The organism is Prosthecochloris marina (genome assembly GCF_003182595.1).
Taxonomy (GTDB): domain Bacteria; phylum Bacteroidota; class Chlorobiia; order Chlorobiales; family Chlorobiaceae; genus Prosthecochloris; species Prosthecochloris marina.
Map to the genome: position 1 here is coordinate 296,088 of NZ_PDNZ01000002.1, position 26,703 is coordinate 322,790.

Genomic DNA, 26,703 nt, shown 5'->3' on the forward strand with positions numbered 1-26,703 from the left:
GCTTAAAAACTTCTTACTTGAACCCTCCCCGTCTTTTCAGACCGGACAATCCTGTACCCGCAAGCAGCAATGCAACCGCAAAACCTGCAAAAGCAAGCCTGCTACCGTTTTCAAATCCTCTTCGGTCAAAAGAAAAGACCACCCGATGTTCTCCTGCCGGCACAGAAACCCCCCTCAACAAACCATTTGTTTTGAAGACCTGCTGCTCATGATCGTCGATCATCACTTTCCAGCGCAAAGGAAAAAACACCTCGCTCAGCACAAGAAAGGCCTCCTGATCCGCCTGCACGGAAAGTGAAATTTTTTCCGGCAAAACCTCGATCGAAGAAACAGTGGCCTCTCCAAATTGCCTGCCACCGATCCAGGGCGCATCTTCGACAAGAGCCTGTGTCGTCACATCGATTTCACCACCGAGTAATTTCCCATATACGTCCATCACCTCTTTCTCGGAAACACCTTCGCGAACAAACCATGCGCGTGGCATGGAACCGGCAAGCCGATACACCATCACCCTGACCGGACCTCTTGCCAATCGCAGCTCACCCTCATGGACAACATCGAGAAGCGGATGGTCCAGCGGTGACATACTGACAACATACCGGACATTGAGCATTTGCAAAACATCTATATTGGCAAGGTTTTTGGAAACCTGAAGCAACTCATCATAGACCTGCAGTTTTGCAGGATGGTATCCTCCGGTGGACTCGATACCAAACACTGAAAACTTGTTCTCGGCAAAAAGGGGGCCTGCCGGATATACCCTGAACACATCAGAATCGGCACGCAAAAAAGCAGTCACGTCATCTTCTGCAAAAGCTCTCTCGAGATAGCGTTGGGAAACCAGCTGAGAAGACTGCAGAGAACCCGTTGAAGGAGCAACAATCTGACGGTCGACCATCAACAAATCGACAAGAGCGATCAGTGTCAGAAACGACGCCGTAAGCACTGCACCGATAACCTGTTTCGACCGAAGCCAAAGAAGAGCCGCGAAGATTCCGCCGAAACAGACCATCCCGAGAAAACTGCTTTTCCAAAGGTTCCAGCGCACCTGATCAACCATTTGTGCAAGCTCGGCACTTTCAACCCGAGGTATCGGGAAAAGAGAGCGGATAAACCCTTCGAAAGAAGTTTCAAAAAACAAAAAAACCAGGGCAGACAACGCAACAAGCAGTGCCCCCCCCTTCAGCAGGCGCAATCCCTTTCCCTTGATCTCCTGCATGACAGCATGCAAACCAAATCCGGCAAGCAAAGCGAGAGTGAGAGACACGACGATAAGCGCCATGGACGGGACTCTGAAACGGCTGAAAAACGGCACGAAATGATAAAACAAGTCGTACACCGGACTGAAATACTTACCGAAGGCAAGAAAAACCATGAGCACCGTTCCTCCGGCAAGAAACCGGACAAACCCGTTTCGCCTTTCGGCAATCAATCCGGTTACTGCAAGGCAAAACACAATAAACCCAGCATAATTGGGATAATCGGTAAAGGGCATTTTCCCCCAATAGGTAATCCCGCCGAAACCTGCAGCACCCGGCAGAAAGTAGGTGATAAACTCCCGTGGGTGCATCGACCACATTGTTGCGTAATCATAGGCAGCACCGCCGCCGCTACCCGAACCACGGACAGAAAAAGGGGTGTACTCGAAAACAGGAAGATAAACGGAGGCAGAAATAACTACCGCGATGCAGAGGGCAACGAAAATCATCGCAGATTTTTTAAACCTTTTTGCCGCTGAAGAACCGGTTGCAACCTTCCAGACAATCAGCAGAAACAGCAACAGCCATGTATAGTAGGCAATCTGAACATGACCTCGCTGCAGTTGAAATCCTGCCAATAGAGCCAGAACCCCCATGTCAGAGGGATGCATACTGTCCAGAAGCCTGATACCCGCCCATAGCACCCATGGCATATAAGCAGCAGTCATGAGTTGGCTCCCATGCCCGTAGATAAACATCGTAACCATGTAAGGCGTCAACATAAACGCCGCCCCGCCCAAAAAAGCGGCTATATCATGCAGCTTGAAATAGCGGAGCAGAACAAAACCACCCAAACCGCCAAACACAAAATGAAGCAGTTGCAGCCACAGACCGCTCACTTGAAAAACCCCGAGGAAAACGCCCGGGTAGTAAAGGCCGTTCAGATAGGTGAACGCCTCGACCGTCGGCATCCCGGAAAAAGACCACGGCTGCCACAAAGGGTAACGGCCGGTTTCCTGATACAGCGCATCGAGAGCGATGGAAGTCGCCATGGGACTCACGCTGTCAGGAGAAGCCGGAACCAGGCCCTGAAACAAAACGGAATAGAAAACCCCCGCAGAGAGCAGCAGGTACCCCAAGAGAGAGGCGCCAAAAGGCAGAATTAGTTTTTTCACTGATTCACTTACAGTTTTACCCAGGTTGTACAGAGAATTAACTACTTCTTAACAAACGAAAACAGCTCCAAAATAACGTCCAGCTCTTCCTGTTCCAACCGCATAACCCTTATAATCAGCAAATATACTGCAAAAACAAGCAGTACGCCCCCAAGCAAGAAAAACGGAGCATAAAGCACCTCAAGAAAAGGTTTCGCTGTGATGAGAACACCACCGGATACAATTCCTGCGACAAGCGGTTTGAACAACGGGAAGCTGAACGCATGAATGCCGAGAAGCGTCCGCACTTCGACAGCCCTGACCACGGCAAGCAGGCAGTAGACCGCCAACAATGCCGCTGCAGCCCCCATCATGCCGAATTGCGGTATGAGCAGCACATTGAGCATGATGTGCACTGCAAGGCCTGCAGCCCCATTCACGAAGCATATTTTCGAGTAACCGGTCATCTGCAGTATGGTGTCGTACAGACCGAAACCGGATTGAATCAGAACTGCAAGAGCGAGAACAACGAGAACCGGTGCTGCAACGGCAAAAGAGTCGCCAAAAAGATTCAAGATGGTTGCAGGCATCAAGAGCAGGATAACGGCAAGGGGCATCGACACCATCAAAACCCATCGGCTAACCATCTTGAAGAGCTTCTCAAGCTCGTCCATCCCTCCACGACTGTGCATCTCGGCAAACATCGGTGCGGCGATTCCCGCAAAAGCAAGTAAAACAGAACGCATAAGGCCTGCTGTTCTGACTGCGGGTTGATACAAGCCAACAGTTTCCGCACCCGCATACCACCCAAGCATCAGGATATCCAGCCAGTGACTCACCATACCCGTCAGGGCTACGAACATAAGAGGCCGGGCGTATCGTACCATCTCTTTTTCAGAAGCGGCATTGAACACATCCGTTACGGAAACGCCGGTAATACGATGGAGCTGCAACCACAACCACACAAAACCCGCAAGCGACGATAAAGGCAGGGAAAACAACAGTGCCGGCATGTTTCCGGCAACAGCGCTGATCAAAACCGTCAGAAGCAGCAGTCCGCCGGGGACAAGTATCTGACCGGCAATAATCTTGGGCCGAAGTTTTTCGTATCCCTGAACCGCATGACCGCCAACAGCGATAAGGACATGAAAAGGCACCGAACATGCATAGCAGATAAGCGTAAGATGCAACAGGTTCCCACCGTCAAAAAGACCGGCGAGAAAACCCGAAAAAACAACAAGGAAAAGGGTAAGAGGAAGTGAGTAGAGCAGAGAAACTTTCAGCGCCGAAGCGACAAAGGCCGACCGATCCCGGAAACTACCGGCCTGCATACTGACAAACCGGAGAACACCAACATCGAGACCACTGACGGCAAGTACCTCGGCAATTTGCAGAATTGCAAGCGAAAGAGCGTAGACTCCCAGATATTCTGCGCCCATCAGCTTTGCAACCACAAGGTTGAACAAAAAACGCATACCCTGCCCTGCAACAAATCCTGCGAAAGAGAACCCTGCTTCTCTGGCTATAGTTACCTGTCGCTTCATTTCCGAACTCAGCGGTTCTAACAAATGCCTGAAAATTCAACTCTTTTAAACATAAGATCTTACCTTTCAGCTATTAAGTAAAAACCGAAAAAAGCAGAGCCGCATTCATGTACACCCCCGACACGCCGGGAACCGCCGCTCGACTCAGGCAATTATTCACCTCGTGTGAAATCGTGTACAGCCGTTGCTCCCTGCACAAGCCTGAACGGAGCAAGCAACAGGTAAAAAAAAATTCCCGACCACGCACGATGCTTGACCAGCAATCGTAATATCGACCGGTTTTTTTTCCACAGCCTCGGCAAGCCGAGTTCCCCCCCACCAGAAGCGCTCACCCGGTGCCAGACCTTTGAAGCCGGAACGTAGAGAATTTTTTTTCCACCTTCTTGCATCCTGAGTGAGAGATCCACATCCTCGGCATACATGGAAAACGAAGGATCAAACCCTCCTGCATCGTTGAAATCACTTACCCGCACCGCAAGGCAACATCCGGTTGCATAAGCGGTTTCAAAAGGAAACCCGAAACGTTTACCGTCCGGCTGACGGATACCCCGATGAGCGATTCTCCCGGTCAACAGGTTCACCTCACCACCGGCATACCAGATCCTGTCAGGCCTGGTCATGAAATAGATGCGGGGCACCGTGGCCGCCAACTCATCCCTTTCACGTAGCGGAGCGATAAGCGGTTCGAGAAACCCCGGATCAACAACAGTGTCGTTGTTAAGAAAAACCACATACCGGGCGCCCTTCTCGAGCGCCACTTTATGGCCTGCATTGCAGCCACCTCCGAACCCCCGATTGCTCTTCAGTTCAAGAATCTCGTGTTGAGGAAAATGGTGCCAAATATGCCCGGCCGAACCGTCGGTTGACCCGTTATCGACAACCATGACACGCATTCCGGAGTAATCTACCGAAGAAAGTGACTGAAGGCATCGAACGGTATCACTCGCATTGTTCCAGTTCACGACAATCACGAACACCGTTTCCTCTGAATCGCTCACCCTCACCCGGCCACCTCCCCGGCAAAAGCACCTATCTTGTCAGCGAAAACTTCCCAGGAAAGTTCTTTTGCATATTCCCTGACCTTCTCCTCATAGCAAACGCTTTTCATGCTGTCGAGAAAATCACAGATGCCTTCTGAAAAAGCCGAAGGGTCGAGAGCCCTGACAACAGCACCGGTCTCACCATCCAAAACAGCTTCCGGCAGCCCACCCGTGCTGGAAACAAGTACCGGACGACCGAACCCGTAGGCTTGCTGTACCACTCCCGATTGTGAAGCTTCCCTGTAGGGCAAGACAACAACATCTGCTGCAGAGAAAAACAGAGACATACGGTCGTTTGAAACAAACTCCGCATATACCTTCACCTGCTCCCCGATACCAAGGGCATCGATACGCTCCCTGAACATCTTCTCGCCATAATAAAACTCTCCGGCTACCAGAAGCTGCGTTCCGGGATGACGACGAATGACTTCCGGCATCGACTCGATCAGAATATCGAGCCCTTTGTACTTCCTGACATACCCGAAAAAAAGCAGAACCGACTCACTGCTCCCGAGACCGAGTTTCCTTCGAGCCTCTTCTTTCGGAACCATTTTACGCACAGGCTCGTAAACGGGATGAAACAGGGCCCTGACCGGAACATGCGGATAGGATTTCCGCACCTCATGGGCGACATGCTGTGAAAGAGTGACGATACCGTCAGCCGATGCAACCATGAGATTACGGAGCATTGTTTCCCCTGCAAACGTCTCATGCGACGCAAAGTTATGCATCAGTACAATCATTTTCCTACCGGACACTTGCTTGATCAATGCATAGAGCGGTGCAAACAAACCAAACCAGTATGCACAAAGTATGACATCGGGTTTCCGGCGCCTCAAACCGCGGGCAACGGCAACCCAGCTTAAAGGATTGAGTGTGTCGAGAAGGGGAAAGACCTCATTACCCGGCTTACAGGAAACCCCTTGCTCGTAAACCGTTTTTCCCCGAAACAACAGCCTCGGGTAAAGCCGCTTGAAAGAAATCGCTTCCACCTTGTGCCCCCGCTTGAGTAAAACCGCGTGCAGTGCCGAACTGAAACGGGCAATACCACCTTTAAGAGGGAAAAACGGGCTGACAAACGCTATACTCAGGGGTCTCAAGGGCACCTCGGAATAGTTTCTTGTTACCTGTCAGAGAAAAAACACAGGCCCGGCAACCTTGAAGAAAAAAATCATCAACAAGGGGTTATTGCTCACCAAAGCCCTGCTCAAAAAAATCGACCAGTTGCTTGGCCGCCTCTTCTTCATCCTCGCCGTCAAGCTTCAGAATAAGTTTTGTGCCTTTCGGTGCAGCAAGGCTCATAACCCCGATAATCGATTTGGCATTTACTTCGGAGCCCCGCATTTCAATAAAAAAGTCGGCTTTAAAACGAGAAGCAATCTTGACAACCGCCGCTGCCGGTCTGGTATGCAACCCGGCTTTATTTTTAACGATAACTTCCTGAATAATCACGATGTAATAAAGTCAAAGGTAAAAAATCAAAAGGCAAAAAGCTTGATAGTCAAAAGATACCGGGTTTCTCTGAACAGGATAAACAGTGCCCTTTCAGCTATCCAGCCATCTCGCCGTCAAGCTCCTTGATCATTGCAATTTCGTCACAGGCCATGAGCTTCGGGCAATTTGTGCAGTCTCTCCAGATTTTCTGAGGAAACATCTCCTTGTTCACCTCCCGATATCCCAGACTGAGAAAAAAACCCGGACTCAACGTCAGAACAAAAGCCGTTGTAACCCCTTCTTCCCTGAGCACTTCTTCAGCCTTGCCAACCAGCAGGCTGCCCACTCCAAGCCGCTTAAAAGAGTCGATAACGGCAAGCGTACGAATTTCGGCAAGATGGAGCGTGAAAAAAGCGATCGCACAAGAGCCGATAACTCTCCCGTCGTGCTCCGCGACCAGAAAATTACGAATATTCTCGATAACATTTTCAGGAGAGCGTTCCAGCATAACGCCTTTACCTGCATTGAAAGCGGTTATACCTGCTATTGCTCCCGCATCGGCAAGCCGAGCGGTTCTTATGGTAATATCGTTCGATACCATACTTCGATTACTCTGACTCTGTTTTACATTCCTGCGAAACATCCCGGGACGGTTCGATTTTCTCCCACAATGCATCCTTCAGCTCTTCAAGGCCCAGACCGGTTATGCTGGAAACCTGAAGCACCCGTACATCATCCCCGAAAGCAGGGCAACTGAAACCTTCCGGGACGATATCCATTTTTGTGATCAACAGAACCCTTGGCTTGTGCAGCATCTGCGGATCAAACTTTTCCATCTCTTTGAGAAGCAGCGCATATTCACCGGCAATATCCTCGGAATCCGCAGAAACAAGAACAGCAAGCACCTGGGTCCGTTCGATATGCTTGAGAAACTGAAGGCCAAGCCCCTTGCCTTCAGCAGCCCCCTCGATGATTCCAGGAATATCCGCCATAACGAACGAGTTGTAATTCCTGTACTGGACAATGCCAAGGTTCGGCACAAGCGTCGTAAACGGATAATCGGCTATTTTCGGTTTTGCCGCACTCATGGCAGAAATCAATGTCGATTTCCCCGCATTGGGAAACCCCACAAGTCCGACATCGGCAATCAGTTTCAGTTCGAGTTCGATCTCGAGGCTTTCTCCCTTACCTCCAGGCTCGGCATACCTCGGCGCTTGATGGGTAGACGACGCGAAGTGAGGATTTCCCTTACCACCCTTGCCGCCCCTGGCAACAAGCAGTTCTTCGCCATCTTCGGTAAGATCGGCAATCAGATTCCCGGTTTCAGTATTCCTGACAACAGTACCGCAGGGAACCGGAATCACAATGTCTTTACCCATCTTTCCGTTTTTTTTCGCCCCCTGCCCGTGAACCCCCCGTTGTGCCTCGTAATGTTTCCTGTACCGGAAATCGAGTAACGTAGACATCTGGCGGTGCGCCTTGAGAAACACATGGCCGCCCCGGCCGCCATCACCACCATCCGGCCCGCCTTTCGGCACATATTTCTCTCTCCGAAAGCTCATGCATCCGTTACCGCCGTTACCCGCCTTCACGTATATTTTCGCACTGTCGACAAATTTCATAGCACCCTCAAAATTCCCGATTAACAATCCCTTCCCAACAAACCAGCAACCACAACTCCATACCTCTATTACCTATTACCCATTCCCCATTACCTACTACCTATCCCCTATTCTTTGAATACATTCCTGCTTTGACTATGTTACCTGAAGCAAAGAACAACCACAAACCCCACAGCATCACGACTGATCACATGAGCCAGAAAAAAAAAGCCACCATCGAGGAGCTTATTGCAAGACTCGAAGAGATAACCGGAGAAATGGAAAATCCCGATACAGGCATCGATCAATCAATCAAGCTTTATGAAGAGGGGCTTAAAATCGCGGATGCTTGCAGGAAAAGGCTCCAGGACGCACGGCAGAAAATCGAAGTCATCAACCCTGAATCTTCCGAAAAACAGCCAGAAAAAAAACAGGATTACGGCCTGTTCAGCGATTCCTGACAGCCTCACGGCTCACCCCTCGAGTTTCCGCTTCAGGATCTCATTGACAACAACAGGATTCGCCTTGCCTTTCATCGCTTTCATACACTGACCCACAAAAAAACCGAAAATCCTGGTTTTTCCACTCCTGTACTGCTCTACCTGTCCGGGATTTGCATCGATGATATCCTGAACAACTTTTTCAATCTCTGCGGTATCCGAAACCTGGGCGAGTCCTTCTTTTTCAACAATGGCCTTGGCATCGTCAGCGGTCTCTTGCATACGCTCGAAAACCTGTTTGGCAATGGTATTACTGATCGTTCCACCGGCAATCAAGCCAATAAGTTCTCCCAGGCGTTCCGGAGAAACCGAAAATGAAGCGACCGGAATATTTTTTTCCTTGAGAGTCCGTAAAACCTCACCCATAACCCAGTTCGAAGCCGCTTTTGCATCACCGCTGCAACGGACAACATTTTCGAAATAATCTGCCACCTCCCTTTCAGCAGTCAAAACACCGGCATCGTAACCGGGAATGCCGAACTCCTGCACAAAACGTTCGGAGCGGGCTTCCGGAAACTCGGGCAACTCGAGTTTCATGCTTTCGAGCATCTCGTCGTCAATCTGAACGGGCACAAGATCCGGATCGGGAAAATACCGGTAATCATGAGCGAACTCCTTACCCCGCATGGAACGGGTCTCCTGCTTGTCTGCATCCCAGAGACGGGTTTCCTGAACAATCTTTCCGCCACTCTCCAGCACATCAATATGCCGCTGAGCCTCGTACTCGATGGCTTTTTCAACGCTCTTGAAGGAGTTCATGTTCTTGATCTCGGTTCTCGTACCATACTCCTCAGCTCCCTTTAAACGGACGGAAACATTGGCGTCACAGCGCAGGCTCCCTTCCTCCATGTTGCCATCCGATATACCGAGATATTTCACGATCTGACGCAGCTTCTGAAGATAGGCCGAAGCTTCCTTTGCCGAACGAATATCAGGGTAACTCACGATTTCCAGCAGGGGAACACCGCACCGGTTGACATCGATGAAAGTATCGTCCCCGATATCGTGAATGGATTTACCGGCATCCTCTTCGACATGGATGCGAACCAATCTGATGTTCTTTCGACCTTCATCGGTATCGACATGAATCATGCCTTCCGAGCAAACCGGCTCTTCGTACTGTGAAATCTGGTATCCCTTGGGCAGGTCAGGGTAAAAATAATTTTTCCGGGCCAGGATCGATTGCCTCGCAATGGTACAGTCAGTAGCCAACCCGAGCTTGACAGCATCCTCAACAACTCTTTTATTCAGCACAGGAAGAGCTCCCGGAAGCGCAAGACATACCGGACAAACATTGGTATTGGCAGGTTTTCCAAACTCGGTGGAGCACCCGCAAAAAGCTTTGCTGTTTGTATTCAACTGACAATGGACTTCAAGCCCAACCACTAATTCATAACTCATACCCTGCAAAAAAATCGTTGTTAGAAATTGTTGGAAGACAGACAAATCATGCACTCCATTCTCTCAAAAGGTCGTACCGGATCAAGCAATCCAGCCATCAGGCTAACCAGCCGCTCAATATTCATCGAAAGAGAACTTCTGGCCACCGACAGAGGCTTCGGCCATAAGTCCGCTCTTGGGAAGGGCAAATACAGCCACACCATCCGAATATTCACTTTTGGTCGCCACACCTGCCGTCACAACCACCGCGCTTGCCTGAGCGCTCAACTCATAGTTTCCTTTCTTGAAATCAGCAAGATCGGACTGGGCACGGAAAAAGATTATTTCTGCAAAAGCCTGACCACCAAGCTGCGGACCTACATTGATCTGGGTAATCGAAGACGTACCTATCAAGCGCCCCTGTTCATAGACAAACCCCTTACCCCGGGCGCCTCCCAGCAACAAAAATCCTCCTTTATACACATCGGGAAAAACTGCATAACCGTAAGCCTCATCGAAAAAAACCTGTAAAGTCGGATCTGTTTTCTGGAAAAGACGGACGGTCTGCTGTGCATGCTCCTCTTCACGAGGGTCCCATCCTGCAAAAACCGGTGTAACAGCCATGCCCATCAAGAGCAACAGCAAAACAAGTACATTCCTACCCATGTTCATAGTGCCATTATTTTAATTGTTCAATAAAAAGAAACCGCCTCTAACATACAATGATATTTATTCATGAGGGCACCTTACTTTATTTTCTCCATTTTCTCCGCGATTCAATTGCTTTGTTGATCCCGACAAGGCCAGGGCACTCCGGTTTCTGCGCTTCGCCCGCCTTGCATTCGAACCTTTCATGACAATAAAGAGAGATCCCTATAAAACTCAACCGCTCGAAAGCTCTCGTTTCAACGCTTCACGCTCTATTTCCAGACGGCGGATTTCGCGGTTGACCTTGTCGAGTTCTTCCGGATCACTGTCCATCTCCAAACGAAGTCTGGAAGAAGCTTCATCGATAAGATCTATCGCTTTGTCAGGCAGGAAACGCTCAGAAATGTAACGGTCGGATAATTCTGCAGCCGCAATGATTGCCGAATCCATGATACGAACCCCGTGATGGATTTCATACTTTTCCTTTAAACCACGTAAAATGGAAACGGTGTCTTCCACACTCGGCTGATCGACCAAGACCGTCTGGAAACGCCTTTCAAGAGCAGCATCCTTTTCAATATGCTTGCGGTACTCGTCGAGCGTCGTCGCTCCGATACAACGCAACTCACCGCGTGCAAGTGCCGGCTTGAGAATATTGGCGGCATCAACCGCTCCTTCGGCCGAACCTGCTCCGACAAGCAGATGCATTTCATCGATAAAAAGAATGATTTCACCATTGGCATCCTGGACCTCTTTGATGACAGCCTTCAGGCGGTCCTCGAATTCACCGCGGAATTTGGCGCCAGCAACCAGTTGTGCAATATCGAGTGCTGCAATCTGCTTGCTCCTGAGGTTTTCGGGAACGTCACCCGCAACGATACGCTGAGCGATACCCTCGGCAATGGCAGTTTTACCAACACCCGGATCACCTATCAGAACGGGATTGTTCTTCGTCCTCCTGCTGAGAATCTGAAGCACCCTCCGGATCTCCTCGTCGCGGCCGATGACAGGATCGAGCTTGCCTTTGCGCACGAGATCGTTCAGATTGCGCGAATATTTCTTCAAGGAGTTGTACGTATCCTCGGCGGTCTGGCTGGTTACCCGCTGGGAACCCCGAATACCGGCCATTACTTTCAGAATGGCGTCACGATTCAACCCTGCATCCCGCATGAGCGGGGAAACCTTGCCGCCCGCTTCACTCATCGCGATGAAAAGATGCTCGGAGCTGATATACTCATCCTTGAGGCTTTCCGCCTCCTTCAAAGCAAGGTCAAAAACCTTGCCGAGATCCTGCGATATATATTGACCGGTCGCCGAAGCTCCGGTAACCTTCGGTATTCGATCGAGTTCCCTGTCGAGAACGGCAAGCAGATTATCGGTTTGCACCTCGAGTTTCTGAGCTATCTGAAAACCTATGTTTTCACTGTCACTCAGCATGACATGAAGAAGATGCACCGGATCGATCTGCTGGTGCTGCCTGCTCCCGGCAAGCGTGGCCGCTGATTGCAAAGCCTCCTGCGCCTTTACGGTAAATTTGTTGGGATCAAACTGCATAGTGGTTTGAGAGCTTTAATGATTATCTTTAAAAACATAACGAAACATCTTCTTTTCTGCTTATGTATAACAATGTTAAAACAAAAAAAGTTAAAGTTGCAACGTGGAGTCAACTTGAGGAAAAAAAGCCATCGTATGCTCTTGTTGCAGATGTAGACCTTGTTATTATCCGCTATGGCAACGATGTTTCAGTCCTGTATGGAAGATGCCATCACCGCGGAGCGCTCATGGCGGACGGTCATGTCAGCGGAAAAAACCTGCTCTGCAGTGTACACGGCTGGGACTACCGTTATGACAGTGGCATAAGCGAATATAACAACGATGAATCCCTGCATAAGTTCTCCGCGTGGATCGACCTGAAAACGGATGCCGTCTATGTCGACGAAGCGGAAGTAGCCCAGTGGACCCGAACGAACCCTCAGCCCTGGAATCGCGATATCTATCAGGGGCTCTATGCAGACATAAAAGGGGGAACGGAAGAACCGTTCAACCACTATATTCACTCCCTTGCAACAACGGACCCCGCTTCATTCGATCCACACGGGCCGGTTTCAGCCATGGGCGTACCGCTTGGCGAGCTCCCCCGATGGGAAGACATTCAGGTTCTCACGGCCCAGCTTGCAAAACCTCCCTTGCTCGACGAAACCGCAGTTGGCACAAACCTCGTTATCGGGCCGAACGCAAAAAAACCCCTTGAACTCGGTATCCCGCTCCTTGTAAGCGACATGAGTTTCGGAGCCCTCGGCAGGGAAACCAAGATAGCGCTGTCGAGAGGAGCCGAACTTTCGGGAACAGGAATATGCTCCGGAGAAGGAGGCATGCTCGAGGCGGAACGCAGAGAAAATTCCCGTTACTTTTATGAACTTGCCCCGGCAAAGTTCGGCTGGAACATCGAACAGGTAACCCGGTGCCAGGCCTTTCACTTCAAGGCAGGCCAAGCGGCCAAAACCGGTGCGGGAGGCGTCCTGCCCGCCGACAAGGTCAGCAATGATATTGCGGAAGTAAGAGGCGTCGCCCCGGGGACAGATGCCGTATCCCCCTCACGGTTCCGCGCACTCGTCACTCCGGAGGATTTCGGTAAGGTTGCAGAAGAAGTAAGAAAGGCAACAGGCGGAATACCGATCGGCTTTAAAATGTCAGCTCAGCATATCGAAAACGATATCGATTTTGCACTCGAAGTCGGAGTGGATTACATCATACTCGACGGAAGAGGCGGAGGAACCGGAGCATCACCCAATCTCCTGAAGAACAATATCGCCGTTCCAACAATACCCGCACTTGCGCGGGCGAGAAAACATCTTGACAAACGCAACGCCAGTCATGTGACACTCATCATAACCGGAGGCCTGAGAACCGAATCACACTTCATCAAGGCGCTTGCACTCGGAGCAAATGGCATAGCGATAGCCAACGCCGCCATACAGGCTGCAGGTTGCCTCGGCATGCGGGCATGCAACAACAACAAATGTCCTGTCGGCATTGCCACTCAGGATGAAAAACTCCGGGCGCGACTCGTTATCGACAACTCGGCAAAACGGCTGCACAACTATCTTCAGAATTCAGTCGGCATGATGAAGGTTATGGCAAGGGCATGCGGCTACAATCATCTCGGAAAACTCAATCCGGACGATCTTGTAACATGGAAAAAAGATATGGCTTGGCTGACTGGGATCAGATATGGAGGCTGCTCCGAATAAAAACTACTTATTGTTGTTTTCTCCTGCCGTCCTTTGCCAGCTTTTGGCAAGAGCGTTGATAACCAAGGAAAAAATCTGCCCACCGGTGTCAAGAAGCTTTCCACTTTCCTGCTGGAGCTTTTGCTGAAGAGCGATTTGCTTCTTGAAGAAATTCACGCTATGCTCATCATAGTCCTTGCCGCTGACATACTCGTCGATTTCTTTTTCAAAACCAGGGTTGTTGACCAGTCTCATGGCAAGCTTCGCTTTTTCCAGAGGCTCGAAAGTTTTTTTTGGCTGTATCTGCTGACCCATCGCTAATGTTTTATTTCCTTGGAGAACCTGAATGATCGTTAGAGATCAATGTAAGAATCTTTACGAAAAAATCCATCTCTGCAACTCAGCTCCTGGAAGCCACAACTCCTGCTCCGAGCAGCAACAGCACGGACACCAGCACAAAATAGTGGTAGACCTCTTCCCTGTAACGCGGCTCACGCATCCATTGCATTTTGTTTTTTACCGCGCCAAGCGCTTCCTGTACTCGACCTGAAACCGGCTCATTTTCACGACTGTGCAAGAAGATCCCTCCAGCTTCTTCAGCAAGTTTGCTGAGTACCTCCGGCCTGAAGGATGTCAAAACCGGACTCCCTTCAGCATCACGCCTTACAGAACCCGATAAGCCCTCATCATCCTGGAGCGGAATAGGAACCGGGTCTGGCGTTCCCACACCGACAACAAAAAGTTGTATACCCATCTCGCTCAGTCTCCGAACCGTGCCGGTAAAAGTCTTGTCATGGTTTTCGCCGTCGCTCGCAATCACAACAATGCGTAAGCCAGCGGCATTCCTCGAATTACCGCGGCCGGTTAACACCCTGCCGGCAATGTCGAGCGCAGCCTCCAGATTCGTCCCCTGTTCCTCGACAAGCCCGGGAGAAGCTATAGCCAACATCGCTTCGAACGCCCGCTGGTCAGCCGTCAAAGGGCACTGAACAACCGCCGAGCCAGCGAAAGCAACAAGAGCTCTCCTGCCCCGGTCAATCCCCCGACTTATCACCAGCATCTCCTGTTTCGCCTTTCCCAATCTGTCAGGAACCTCATCACGGGCAAGCATGCTGTTGGACACATCGAGTACATAGACCACATCAACGGCCTCCCTTCTCACCAACTTGTCTCCCGTACAAAGCTGAGGACCACACCAGGCAACCAAAAGAAACCCGGTCGCGAAAAACTGCATCACACGGATGACAATCTCCCTGTAGGGACTCCATTTGCCAAGCAAACTTTCAGAAAGCTTCCGGTCGGCGAGAAGCTTTCTCGCTCGAGCTTTCCGCCACATCCCCCAGACCAGAACACCCGCAAGCGGCACAAGTAGCGACAGCAGAAACAGCCGTTCAGGATATGCAAAACAAAAAATCTCCATCCCCCTCTATTCCCCATTTCCCATTTCCCATTCCCTTTTATCTATTTCCTACTTACCCACTCCCCATTACCTACCTTTTACGGAATCCTCAGCAACCTCACCCCTCCCAAAATCAAACCGGTAACAAGCACTATTAAAGCCGACAACAGCAACTGAGGGAAAAGTTCTGCCCGAACAACCCGCACCGGCCCGTCCAGACGGCTGCGCTCCATCGCGTCGATCTCCCTGAACGCATCGCTGAGACCACGCTCATCAGAAGCATTGAAAAACCTGCCACCGGTCAAAAAAGCTACTTTTCGAAGCACATCCTCCTTGCCTGCAACCTGCCCCTCGGTAAACGATTCGGTGTTCTCCACCCGCCGTTGCACGCTCATCCCTACGACATAGATTCTTATCCCCTGACTGCCTGCAATACCTGCAGCTGTAACGGGATCTATCTCCCCTCTATTATGCTCCCCGTCCGTCAACAGCAACAGGACCCTCTCTTTCGATACCGAAGCACTCAGGCGATTTGTCCCGACAAGGATCGCCGATCCTATAGCGGTACCGTCATCACTGATCGCATCGACCGACACCTGCCTGACGAGCATACCGAGAAGCTTGTGATCGAGCGTAAGAGGACATTGGGTAAAGCTTTTTCCACGGAACAGCACGAGTCCCAGCCTGTCTTTCGGGCGGTTTCGTATAAAGCGCAGGGCGATATCCTTTGCTGCATCGAGACGGCTGCCGCCGAAATCCTCCTTGAGCATCGACTCCGAAATATCAAGTGCGAGCACGATATCGATGCCCCTGTCCGAAGCCACCGTCACATTCCGTGTCACCTGAGGCCGTCCCATGGCAAGAACCGCCAGCACAATGGACAAGCGCACAAACCATTGCGGCAGATGCACCCACCAACCGGCTTCCATCCCTCTGGTTTTGAGATTGGAAACGCCCGGAAACATCATCCTGCTCTTCCTCTTTTCATACCACAGCTCAAGCCTCCAAACCAAAGGCAGCAGCAACAGAAGCAAAAGCCACCAGGGATGAGAAAATCCAAATGTCACTGTATCGAAAAAAAAATCCTGCATCGTTCTTCCGGCTTTTCAGGAAAGATGCGAAAAAGAGAAGGCAAATCTGAGCTTTAGCTTCGCTGAAGGACCCAGGGGCCTGAGTTTGGGAAATAGGGAATAGGAAATGGGTAATGGAAAGAAAAAGCAAAATACCACATATCAAAGCTCAAAATCCCCCTTCCAGTCATTCCGCACTTGATGCGGAATCCATCTTCCACCATAACACCTAGCACCTAACTCATAACACATTCCTCAACTCAGGACTCAGCACTTGAATATTCTCCATGAGTACGATTAGAACATAAGAACGCTAATAAACATGATGCGCCGTAAAACGGTTTCAATTCTCCATGAGTACGATTAGAACCCCGCAGCAATGAGCCACAGAAAGGTGCGAAAACACTGCGCATAACAAGTGACAATAAGCCAAAGAAAGTCGTCGACCGCCAATAGCCTAAAAACCCCGGGGGGTCGACGACAGCTCTAAGGAAATATAAAACAAACGTTTAAAACCGGCACACCGAAAAACAGCTCGTAACAAAGCTGCAAAAACAAAAAAAACAACTCACCGACGACTGCCGAAAGAGAGAAAAATACTCATAACTATCAATGTTACAGATCATTACCACTCACTTCTTCCAGTGAACTCTTTGTAACAGCTATTCATCGAATGGTGCAGGACGAGGCGTATCATCCGATGAAGGCGGAAGCAAAGGCAGCTCGATGCGTGGCTGGTCGCCGGTCAGAGTTTTCATGAACGCAACGATTTTAGCGTTTTCGTCCTCGCTAAACACCCGACCGAGCTGAATTCTACCCATGATCTCGACCGCTTCCTTGAGCGTTGCAGCCTCTCCATCATGAAAATACGGATAGGTCAGTTCAACATTGCGCAGAATCGGAACCTTGAATTTAAAACGGTCGGCCTCATTGCCGGTAACAGATATCCGGCCTTCTACCTGACTGTCAGTCTTATACGGTTCGACGACCCCCATTTTCTGATATGAGTTTCCACCGAGAGCCGAACCGTAGTGGCACGCAATACAACCGCTCGACTTGAACAACTCATATCCTTCGAGCTCCTCTGCGGTAATAGCCGTATCATCTCCTTTCAACCATTGATCGAAACGGGAATTGGGCGTAACGAGGGTTTCCTCAAAAGCTGCAATGGCCTGGGTCAGCTGGTCGATATCGATCTGATCCGTACCGAACACCGTGCTGAACTCCTCAACGTAACCCGGAATCGACTGCAGGAGCTGTATCGCGAGTTCATGAGAAAAAGCCATTTCGTCAGGATTGGCCATAGGGCCACCTGCCTGTTCCTTCAAATCCTTTGCACGGCCATCCCAGAACTGAGCGATATTCATGCTGGAATTAAGCACTGTAGGCGCATTGACCGGCCCCCTTGTCCAACGGTGACCGATCGATGTTTTAAGGTTATCGCTCCCGCCCATACTGAGATTGTGACATGAGTTGCAGGAAATGAACCCCGACATGGAAAGACGGGGATCAAAATACAGTTTCTTACCCAGCTCCACCAGAGCCGGATCGGCAACAACCACCGGCTCGATCGGTTTGATGGGCTCATTTCTAAGCGAAGCAGGACCTTCGTTTCCGGAATTCTCCGTTTTGCCTCCTTGTTGAGTATCGTCGGAAGCCGGAGTGCAGGAAAACATAACTGCAAGCAATGCAAAAGCAAATCCACGTGTTTTGATCCCCATTGTTTATCTCCTTGTTTTTTTGTTCACTGAAAACAACCGATACTAACATGCAAACTGCCGTATCATGCCGGAGCCATCCGGCACTCGATGCTGTCTCAACTGCCCAAAACCCTGCACTGCCCTCGAAATGTCTACCATTGCCGGTTTATACCGAGTCAAGCGCTCACACTATATTATTTTCTCTAAGGGAAACCACCTGAAGGTGCTATTAAGAAGAAAAAAAGCCTGTAAAAAGTTTCGATTCAACACAGTAGCAGAAATGCCATTCCACTTCGCTCAGGAATCCAGGGGGGTCATTGGGGAGAGAGGTAGTAGGTAACAGGAAATGGGGAATAGGAACTGAAAAATGGACAGAAAAAGTAAGATCCAACAGCCAAAGCGCAAAACCCCCCTTACAGTCATTCCGCACTTGATGCGGAATCCATCTTCTGCCAAAACACCAAACACGAACACATTCTTCTACTCAGAACTCAGGACTTAGAACTCTCCACTTAAACATTCTCCATGAGTACGATTAGAACTGGTCCGGCGCTAAAAAAGACGGAGGTCACAGCACAAGTTTCAATTCTCCATGAGTACGATTAGAACTACTTTGGAATACGATGATTTGGTCAGCAATTAAAGAGTTTCAATTCTCCATGAGTACGATTAGAACGAAGGTTGTCGGCGAAATCGTCGATGATTTACATACCAGGTTTCAATTCTCCATGAGTACGATTAGAACGAAGGTTGTCGGCGAAATCGTCGATGATTTACATACCAGGTTTCAATTCTCCATGAGTACGATTAGAACGGTGCGGGTACACGTCTTGTCGTCGCCGCTGTTGCTGTTTCAATTCTCCATGAGTACGATTAGAACGATGATCCGGTACGGTATGATTCAGGAGGAGGCCGAGTTTCAATTCTCCATGAGTACGATTAGAACCCACCAGGTAGAGTCGCAGAAAGGCGCAAAAACACTACACATGACATGTAACAATAAGCCAAAGAAAGTCGTCGACCTCCAATAGCCTAAAATCCCCGGGGGATTGACGACAGCTCTAAAGAAATATAAAACAAACGCTTAAAATATCAGCACACCGAAAAACAGCTCGCAACAAAGCTGCAAAAGCTAAGAAAACAACTCACCGACGACTTCTGAAAGAGAGAAAAAGACTCATAAGCACATATAGTATATATCGTTATCACTCACTTCTTCCTATGAACTCATCGTAGTCACAATTTCCTCGTTTTCATTCGAACTTGATCTTGAACGATCAGCTTAACTGCTTCTCTTACAAAAAGTGTCAATTATTTACAACGTCCCCTAGTGTTTGGTTCGCTGACGGCAATAAAGATTTTGATATAGAGGGTCCGTTCATCATTACCTGATTCTTCAAGACAAATCAACCGTTACAGTTTCATATCACTACCAAGTGTTTTGTTGTAACCTGCAGTCTCACCAGCGAGGCTCCAAAGTCTCATATCACCACCATCAGTCATTCCGCACTTGATGCGGAATCCATCTTCTGACAAAGCACCTAACACGTAATACATTCTTCAACTCAGAACTCAGTACTGAATATTCTCCATGAGTACGATTAAATCAAAAGCTGTCGAAAACTTGGTCAGCAAGGGAAACAATTCTTTTGAGTCGCAATTCTCCATGAGTACGATTAAAACTTGCGGCGAACTCCCGATAACCTATCAGGGTGATGAGTTTCAATTCTCCATGAGTACGATTAGATCAATAATGATCATTTCTATAAAAAAATCTTAGATATTTTATGAAGAAAAAACATTATAACAACATTCGAACCAGAAAAATATGGCAATTGATTATCACAGCCATCAGACTCTGCTATATTGGAATAAGGTTGTATAATCTCTGGCTTGAATACAACTATTGATCAAGAGATATCGCAATCCCTTCTAGATTTGAGGATCATGCTTATAAGATCAAGACTTTTCACCGTCCACTTTTTCTAACTCAATCATGTCAAGACACAATAATAACCAAATCCCATAAACTGTTTTAGAATGTAAAGACAGAGATGTTCAAATTATTCGCTAAAATTAGCTTCTTCCACCGAGCCTTCTTTTAACGTGAAAAGTTTTGTGATTTTCACCTGCTTTCCTTCTGTTTTTCTTCATTCAATGTAAGGTAACCACATAACCTATATACCAAAACAAACAACACTATCCGTTTTAACTTCTTACCGATTCAAGCCAGTCATTATCTAATTTTATCACAAGAGATCGTGTCAGTCCATTAATTTTTCTTGCAGTATGGAGAGTTCTAAATATATTTTCTTTCTCGTCTATTGCTTTTTTTTCCCAAAAAAAACAGCTTGTCTTAAAGAAGTCGGTGGGCTAAAGTAAAATTTTCTTTTTTTCTGATCTTCAGAAAAAATCAAATAAAACTCATATTCACGATTAGGCAAATCAGAATTTTGATAAAAGACTTGGCAAGGCTGTGTATCAGTTTTTCCGAATAATTCATCAGGAAATGTATTAATACCCACAAAATGCATCATTGCACCACCACTCGAATTTGCAACAAAATTTGCACCAATCTTATAAAATTTATCAAGAAGGGAATTGATAACTTTTTCAAATCCATTAGGAGTTCGAAAATGCTTTTTAAATTTTAATATTGCTTCTTCATTCCTTAATAAGATATCTCTAAAAAGAGTTATAAATTCAGATTGATTGTTTTCACTCAAGCATAACCTTGCTGACAAATAGTTTCGTTCAGTTTCTTCAACTATTTTTTTCAAGGGCTCTAAAATAGCAATGTTATTATATGAGATTGTTTTAACATTATGTGCAAAAGCAAGTTTTTCTGCTTCTTCGCTAAAACTATTTGCCGAAAAAAATACCCCTAATTCAGTATAACGCTCCGTAGAAGTAGAAAAATCATCCGAAATAAAGTAATTTTCCTGTATATCCTTTATAGTACCAATAAACTCTCTAATCAAATACTTTTCAATAGGTTTATGTTGGAACTTTACTTCGCCAAGCAATCTTATTGGATTTATGAAAGGGATGAATGAATCATAATCACAACAACAATCAATTTGATGCCAAGCACCTCTACCACGAATTTCTAGGAAATGGCTTCGATGCTGTCTTATTCTAATATTATCAGACACCAACACCTCTAAAAATTCATTTTCCCGTAGAAGCTTAAGAATTACACACTCCCACATATAACCTTTAAGCCTACCTCGATCAAATGGCCTATCTGATCTCATATATTCAATTGTTAAAAAATATTTATTGTTTATCTATTCTCAACTTTGACCATGCCGAAACCTTGTGCGTTCAATCCGCCGAAGCCGCAGTAATAGCCAACTTCCATCAGAGACTGAGACACACGTAACCGAAAAGGGGCCAGCATACCGCGAATCTTCGTTTCGTCTGGTAAACCCTCTTTCAACGTGACGAGTTTCGTGATTTTCCCGTGCTTACGTTCCACATATTCTTCCGACACCTTGACGCGTAACTCCGTATTCTCACCTTCGTACGATTGACCACATAAGGCCTCATACTTCCCCAGAAGGTTCTCCAGCAGCACGCGTTTGAACTCCTCGTCCCCCGGAAAGAGAAATTTCGGATACTTCTCCCCATTCAGTTTTGTAGAACACACCAGCGGCGACAGCATGATAAACCGCATATCATCACCAAGCTCCGGCGGCTCCAGTTTCTTGACTGTTTCCACCCTGAACCGCTGCCGCCCTATCTGCACAAACGGCTGGTGCAGCAGCCCTACCACCAGATGCTCGATGAACTCGGCTTTCCCCGAAGATATCATAATCGACACGCTCCTCGCATCCGTCGTCATCGTCCCGTCCCGGTTCATCTTCCACCGGCGATGTCCGCCCGGAAACAGCGGCGAAAACGTAAACAGCTTGAACGTCCGCTTGTCCAACCGATACCCCTGCTCATGCAACCGCTCCGCATACTCGCTGGAGCTGTTCGAAACGATATGATAAATCAGGGAAGAAATCAGGTGATTAACATTCACTGGCAGGGTGAGATAGCGGTTTCGATGGGATAATTCGAGGGCAATGCGCATGATACAGTCAATTACATATCAATATTATTGCTAATAACAAATGATAAAGCACTCTTCGCTTAATCCATCTTTATGAATTGAAGGCTGTAATCAAGTTGTACGAAAGCAACCTGCTTGCAGAATAAGTCAACAAAATTCTCTTCAATCACATATATTTTAGCAAACATTTCAAGAAAGCTTTTTACAACGCTCCCCATCTCATCTATCATCGGCTCCATTACATTGTTTTTGCCATCATGTGAGATGCATTCATAATGCGATAGTTCATTTCGTTTATTGATGACAGATTCTTTTAATCTTCTATACAAATCACAATTATAAAAAAGTGATTGTTTTGCCCTATGGCAAGTTTGTATCTCTTGAGTTTCATTGTTAATCTTCAAACCAAAAAGCTTGCTCAGAAGATTACTTGAAAAAAATTCATATTTTCCTGATCTCAATGGCTCATCTTCTGATTCCGAATAACTAAAGCGTAGCAGCGCTTCTGCTGCCTGCATATAGCACAGCGCAGCTCTATTCCACTCCTCAAATCGTTTAGCGTCAGCTCCACGCTTATAACGGTCTACAGCCAACATCAAAGCTATTTTAGCGTTTTCCTTCTTACAACACTTACCTTCCATAAATACCATTGAGCACTTATCAAGTTCATCGAGGATTCCATCATGATATTCATCATAATCAGCAAACAGAGATTTATTTGCTCCCTGATAGTCAAACCTAACCCACGCATCATAACACGCAGCTGCTTTACTTATCTCATCGTATTTCTTATATTTTTCTTCTAGTGAATAGCGTTTTGCGATATCCTTTGTAAGCGACTCTTCTATCAAAGATGTAACAAGATCTTTGACAGTCGAATAATTCCCCTTATCCCATAAATTCTTGATTAGATGATCTTCTTTAACCGTATAAATTTTATATGGATTATCTAGCCTATTAATAAATTCCGTCACAATAACAGGCTTTCCGTTCCGGTATTCTTCAAAATCGATATAATAAGTATCTATATCAAGAATTGAAGACGCCAAAAAGCCTCCTCCAACCATTGACTTTTTACCACCAGTAATATCAATACATATTTTTTTGCATCGCCATTCATCTTTTTCTATAAAATCCTTAATCGTAGAAAAAACTGTATTTGGCTCAGAACTATTTATTGACTTTGATATCACCTTTGTTGACTTAAAAGCTCTGATGTAGTCCGTAAGGTCATCTTTCTTTTGCTCTGTTCCATCAGAAGCATAAAGGAGTAAAATTTGTTCCGAATTAATTGCAGAAACAGATAGCATAAGGGGTTGAAGGCTTGTTCCTACGAGAAGAATATGCAAATCATAATTCAGGGCACTTAACTCATCGGAAATTTGCTTGATTTTTAAAGCTTGTGCCGAATGACAAAAAAGACTATCAGGATCAATTTTCTTATTATTGTCATTACAATTCAAATCATGTGAAAAATAATATTTTTCTTTTAGCTTATCATTAGCAATTTTATAAATTTTAAATGCTTGAGAGGAGTAAACTTTATCTTGTATATTCTTTCTTGTCATGTTATTAACTCCAGCCTTACCCATCCAAGCGGAAGCATTGCATTATTATCGAAAGAGATGACTCTACGACTTTTCGGGCGTGTGTGAGGCGGATCTTTCTTTGGATCAAAATGCGCATTAACAAGTTCTGTTAACATGGTTTCTTCTAAAATACTATCAGGAGTTTTGCTAATAAGTCCCGTTCCGAAACCTAATCGTGCATTTGCAGTACGAGGTTGAGAATAAAAGGCACCTATATCGGTGATAGATGCAATATTTTCAGTGATTTCCGAGATGAAGTCTGTTTCCAGTTCCCAGATTTTTTGAGAAAAAGAATCAAGCGCTGCAAGTACATGTTCTATGCTTTTAAAAGGGACATTCGAATTATTTTTGTTTAGAATGATATCGAAAGTTGTTTCCCCGTTAAAGCATTCAAGTTCTTCTTTATCCTTGAATTTTAAGCTAATAACCTTTTGAGTAACCGGTTTGCTAACAGATGTTTTCTCTTTAACCGTTAGCTCTTTGATGACCTTTCCTTTTTTATCGGCTTTATATGAAGAAATTATATCTCCGGTTTTTAGAAAAAATTGCTTAACAAGTTTTTCGTCAATATCATACATTTTTATACCATTTGCTTGTAGTTTGATTTTCCCAAACATATCAATAACTCTGGCTTCACCTTCTTCCGCTTGTGCCAAGATCTTCTCGTTTCTTGTATTTCTGGAGATGATGGAAACAGTTTCATCTTTAAGCTGTTGAATATTCAGTTCACAGCTGTCTGTTACAGATATAAAACGAAAAATATCTGTTAGATGTCTATCAAAATCTCGAATTTCTGTTTCAAAAGTTTCTCGATTTGCAAATAACTTGCTCTTAAAATGCTCATAAATGTAGGCAACCCGAATAAATCCTTTAATTGATGACCCTGGAATAAAAGGCCGTTGCATACCGTCTCTGACGAACTGCTTATCATTTGTTGACTCGACAATCCCTTTGAAAACACCGGCCTTGATTAATTCATCATGTGTTTCGGGTTTATCAATATCATAGAGGTGATGATGTTTCAAAAATTTTTGGAAATTAAAATCCTTAAATTTACGGCGACTGATAAGCCTATCGACTTCTTCCAAATAAACTTCAAACTTGTTTTTGGAAAGCAGGTAGTTGCCGAGTTTCATATGGTCAATTGCGTATGCTGAGTAATTATTACGCCGTACAAATCCTTGCCCGAAATCAATATCTTTTCCTTTGATGTGAAGAGGTGTTACTGTTGTAAGCTTAACTGTTCGACGCTCTATCTTTTCCTCGTAACTCATAGTATTCAAATAGAAAATGGGATTGTAAAAGGATGCCCGTAACGATAGAGTTCATGATGCTCTTCGGGAAGTTCATCAGGAGAGATATTGAGCAATTCACCTTCAATAGGCTTGCTAAAAATTGAGCCTTCCGAGAACATGTAAACGGTTTTTCGCTTCATTTGATAAAAGCTCGAATTGGAAAAGAACCATCCCTTTCGAATTAATAAGTAATAGGACACATAATCATTTTCAGTTATTACTTTGGGTTTTAGCAGTGAAAATAGATATCTGCCTTCACTTTCATGATTTAGAACTTTATTCCATAATTCAACTGCTTTTCTATGCCGAGTAGTTTCACGAACTTCTTTTGGCCATTGAGATTCATCATCGCCAATCAAAATCGGCTCATATCGTAAGGTGAATTTTCCATAGCCGCTTGAGCGTCGTCCTCCCAAACCTGAGATCCCCAAAAGCCGCAATGCCTCCTTAAACCATTCCCATGAGAGATGTTTCGAGTTAAAATCTACAAGGAAAAAAGGGTAAACTTCATCGGCATAAAACAATTGCCCTACATGGTAGAGTTGGGTAGCCTCCGTTTCCCTGTCTTGGGCATGTTGTGCTTTGGTGAGTGTTTTATAGAACGATGGAGCCTTCGGAGGTGGTTCATTGCTGTAACTATCGAAATAATTTTTGATGTCACTACCAGAAAGCAATTTGTTCTGCCATTTATGAAAATCCTCCAAATGAATCCATTTAAGTTTTTTAAATTCTTTTCTGTATTCTGTTAACAATGGCTCGGCAGTAAAAGCAGCAGGTTCAAGTAAAGGCTTCGGAAGAAAATAATCCGTATCTTTTACAAGACCGAATGATGAAATTTGGAATGGTGGTTTCTGTGAATCAAATTCTTCAAGAAAATTTTTGAGACTGAAGTGAGGAATAAGATGTTCAACTGTGGCAAGCTGGTTAATGATACCGCTAAAGAGCGTATCCGAGTGACATGTATCATCAACTTCCTCAACACCAAATCCAGCAACTGATGATCCAAAATGAACCGCATGATCAAATTGCAGTTCGACAAGATATTTCATAGCCCTTGCAGCTCCCAATTGTCTTTGTTAATATGTTCAATAACTTTTTCCAAACCCTTTGATTCAGAAAATTGGGATGTTGAATCGCTTTCTTTCACTTTTTGGTAAAAGAATTCAGTGAGTTCAAACCCGACTTGACCATGCCCACGAGAAGTATTGCCGCCTAACCCTTCTCGCTCAACGGCCCTGAGAAGCAAAAGGATATTTTTCACATCTGTTTGAACTTCTTTTTTATCGGCATTTTTTTCTCCCTCAACTCGATAAACAATTTCAAATGCAAACTTCGCTCCGGCTGGAACACGCTCAATAGTGCGAGGAACTGCATGTGAGGTAACTCTATCAAGTACATTTTCCATTTTTGCTTCGGTGATTAATAAAGCATCTGGAATTAGAAAATCCTTATTTAATAGAGTAGCATCACGAACAAGGATTCTTGCAGGATGATTTTGATTGCTAAGGTTATCATTACGATTTCCTTGTCCTGTTGAGCCAAAAACACGACATACGGGACAATCCAAAGCTTGGATTATATCATCACAAATATGTTGATTAATAGGTTTGTTCCCCTTAACAACAGGGCGATTATATTTCATACCATTATCACAAACATTAATTTTTTCTAATAAGGAACGCATTTTTCCCTTAAGCGAGCTTCCTGGTATATACGGCTCGAAAGTAATCGGGTGCTTAATTACAGGTGTGTCAATTCCTCCAATTTCCACTGTGTCGGCACTTGCACCGATATGCAAACCGGTTTTAGCAATAATTGCCCCTCTTATAACAACATGCCCAAATAGACCTTTTGACATTA

The 26,703-nt window shown here is 46.3% G+C and carries 22 protein-coding genes and 1 CRISPR repeat array; of the genes, 2 read left to right on the forward strand and 20 right to left on the reverse strand.

Annotated elements, in window-relative coordinates; all coding sequences use genetic code 11:
• Positions 1 to 13: 13 nt before the first annotated feature.
• From CR164_RS03540 to obgE, 7 genes are all read right to left on the reverse strand, one after another.
• A complete protein-coding gene (locus CR164_RS03540) occupies positions 14 to 2,374 on the reverse strand; it encodes a glycosyltransferase family protein (protein WP_110022542.1) in 2,361 nt (786 codons plus the stop codon).
• A gap of 41 nt (positions 2,375 to 2,415) precedes the next feature.
• The gene (locus tag CR164_RS03545; RefSeq protein WP_110022543.1) at positions 2,416 to 3,897 is read right to left on the reverse strand and encodes an oligosaccharide flippase family protein; all 1,482 of its coding nucleotides are present in this window, start codon (positions 3,895 to 3,897) and stop codon (positions 2,416 to 2,418) included.
• Between the two features lie 152 nt (positions 3,898 to 4,049).
• Complete coding sequence (locus CR164_RS03550) at positions 4,050 to 4,895, reverse strand: glycosyltransferase family 2 protein (protein ID WP_110022689.1); 846 nt, start codon at positions 4,893 to 4,895, stop codon at positions 4,050 to 4,052.
• A 2-nt stretch (positions 4,896 to 4,897) separates the two neighbouring features.
• On the reverse strand, positions 4,898 to 6,037 hold the full coding sequence (locus CR164_RS03555) for a glycosyltransferase (protein ID WP_161953474.1): 1,140 nt from the start codon (positions 6,035 to 6,037) through the stop codon (positions 4,898 to 4,900).
• 85 nt (positions 6,038 to 6,122) lie between these two features.
• Complete coding sequence (locus CR164_RS03560) at positions 6,123 to 6,389, reverse strand: HPr family phosphocarrier protein (RefSeq protein WP_110022545.1); 267 nt, start codon at positions 6,387 to 6,389, stop codon at positions 6,123 to 6,125.
• Positions 6,390 to 6,486: 97 nt separating this feature from the next.
• The gene (locus CR164_RS03565) at positions 6,487 to 6,972 is read right to left on the reverse strand and encodes an N-acetyltransferase (protein ID WP_110022546.1); all 486 of its coding nucleotides are present in this window, start codon (positions 6,970 to 6,972) and stop codon (positions 6,487 to 6,489) included.
• Positions 6,973 to 6,979: 7 nt separating this feature from the next.
• Entirely contained in the window at positions 6,980 to 7,993 is a 1,014-nt protein-coding gene (obgE, locus tag CR164_RS03570; protein WP_110022547.1) for a GTPase ObgE, read from the reverse strand.
• Between the two features lie 191 nt (positions 7,994 to 8,184).
• On the opposite strand from obgE, the gene xseB reads away from it, so the two are divergent.
• The gene (gene xseB, locus CR164_RS03575; RefSeq protein WP_110022548.1) at positions 8,185 to 8,433 is read left to right on the forward strand and encodes an exodeoxyribonuclease VII small subunit; all 249 of its coding nucleotides are present in this window, start codon (positions 8,185 to 8,187) and stop codon (positions 8,431 to 8,433) included.
• A gap of 12 nt (positions 8,434 to 8,445) precedes the next feature.
• Here xseB and gatB read toward each other — a convergent pair whose 3' ends face one another.
• From gatB to CR164_RS03590, 3 genes are all read right to left on the reverse strand, one after another.
• Positions 8,446 to 9,873 (reverse strand): Asp-tRNA(Asn)/Glu-tRNA(Gln) amidotransferase subunit GatB, encoded by a 1,428-nt coding sequence (gene gatB, locus CR164_RS03580; RefSeq protein WP_110022549.1) that lies wholly within the window; start codon positions 9,871 to 9,873, stop codon positions 8,446 to 8,448.
• Positions 9,874 to 9,987: 114 nt separating this feature from the next.
• Entirely contained in the window at positions 9,988 to 10,518 is a 531-nt protein-coding gene (locus CR164_RS03585) for a lipid-binding SYLF domain-containing protein (RefSeq protein WP_239994451.1), read from the reverse strand.
• Positions 10,519 to 10,734: 216 nt separating this feature from the next.
• Complete coding sequence (locus CR164_RS03590) at positions 10,735 to 12,054, reverse strand: Clp protease N-terminal domain-containing protein (RefSeq protein ID WP_110022551.1); 1,320 nt, start codon at positions 12,052 to 12,054, stop codon at positions 10,735 to 10,737.
• Between the two features lie 62 nt (positions 12,055 to 12,116).
• Here CR164_RS03590 and CR164_RS03595 point away from each other — a divergent pair, with 62 nt between their 5' ends.
• The gene (locus tag CR164_RS03595; protein WP_110022552.1) at positions 12,117 to 13,751 is read left to right on the forward strand and encodes a glutamate synthase-related protein; all 1,635 of its coding nucleotides are present in this window, start codon (positions 12,117 to 12,119) and stop codon (positions 13,749 to 13,751) included.
• Positions 13,752 to 13,754: 3 nt separating this feature from the next.
• Here the strand turns inward: CR164_RS03595 and CR164_RS03600 are convergent, their stop codons facing one another.
• The 10 genes from CR164_RS03600 to csm3 all read right to left on the reverse strand — a co-directional run bounded on the left by CR164_RS03600 (position 13,755) and on the right by csm3 (position 26,701).
• The gene (locus CR164_RS03600) at positions 13,755 to 14,045 is read right to left on the reverse strand and encodes a hypothetical protein (protein WP_110022553.1); all 291 of its coding nucleotides are present in this window, start codon (positions 14,043 to 14,045) and stop codon (positions 13,755 to 13,757) included.
• A gap of 85 nt (positions 14,046 to 14,130) precedes the next feature.
• Entirely contained in the window at positions 14,131 to 15,150 is a 1,020-nt protein-coding gene (locus tag CR164_RS03605) for a VWA domain-containing protein (RefSeq protein WP_110022554.1), read from the reverse strand.
• 77 nt (positions 15,151 to 15,227) lie between these two features.
• Complete coding sequence (locus CR164_RS03610; protein WP_110022555.1) at positions 15,228 to 16,220, reverse strand: VWA domain-containing protein; 993 nt, start codon at positions 16,218 to 16,220, stop codon at positions 15,228 to 15,230.
• Between the two features lie 641 nt (positions 16,221 to 16,861).
• Positions 16,862 to 17,920, reverse strand: a complete 1,059-nt coding sequence (locus CR164_RS03615) for a cytochrome-c peroxidase (RefSeq protein ID WP_204901783.1) — start codon at positions 17,918 to 17,920, stop codon at positions 16,862 to 16,864.
• Between the two features lie 491 nt (positions 17,921 to 18,411).
• Positions 18,412 to 18,845: direct repeats of the CRISPR family, unit length 30 nt; unit sequence GTTTCAATTCTCCATGAGTACGATTAGAAC.
• Positions 18,846 to 20,220: 1,375 nt separating this feature from the next.
• On the reverse strand, positions 20,221 to 21,156 hold the full coding sequence (locus CR164_RS03620; RefSeq protein WP_110022556.1) for a hypothetical protein: 936 nt from the start codon (positions 21,154 to 21,156) through the stop codon (positions 20,221 to 20,223).
• A gap of 29 nt (positions 21,157 to 21,185) precedes the next feature.
• Positions 21,186 to 21,980, reverse strand: coding sequence for a CRISPR-associated endoribonuclease Cas6 (cas6, locus tag CR164_RS03625; protein WP_110022557.1), 795 nt, complete (start codon positions 21,978 to 21,980; stop codon positions 21,186 to 21,188).
• Positions 21,981 to 22,039: 59 nt separating this feature from the next.
• The gene (locus CR164_RS03630; protein ID WP_161953475.1) at positions 22,040 to 23,527 is read right to left on the reverse strand and encodes a hypothetical protein; all 1,488 of its coding nucleotides are present in this window, start codon (positions 23,525 to 23,527) and stop codon (positions 22,040 to 22,042) included.
• Positions 23,524 to 24,822, reverse strand: a complete 1,299-nt coding sequence (locus CR164_RS03635; protein ID WP_110022559.1) for an RAMP superfamily CRISPR-associated protein — start codon at positions 24,820 to 24,822, stop codon at positions 23,524 to 23,526. Before CR164_RS03635 ends, CR164_RS03630 begins: the two co-directional genes overlap by 4 nt.
• Before the next feature lie 5 nt (positions 24,823 to 24,827).
• On the reverse strand, positions 24,828 to 25,892 hold the full coding sequence (gene csm4 / locus CR164_RS03640) for a type III-A CRISPR-associated RAMP protein Csm4 (RefSeq protein WP_110022560.1): 1,065 nt from the start codon (positions 25,890 to 25,892) through the stop codon (positions 24,828 to 24,830).
• Positions 25,889 to 26,701, reverse strand: coding sequence for a type III-A CRISPR-associated RAMP protein Csm3 (gene csm3 / locus CR164_RS03645; RefSeq protein WP_110022561.1), 813 nt, complete (start codon positions 26,699 to 26,701; stop codon positions 25,889 to 25,891). The genes csm4 and csm3 overlap by 4 nt, the downstream gene beginning before the upstream one ends.
• Positions 26,702 to 26,703 lie beyond the last annotated feature (2 nt).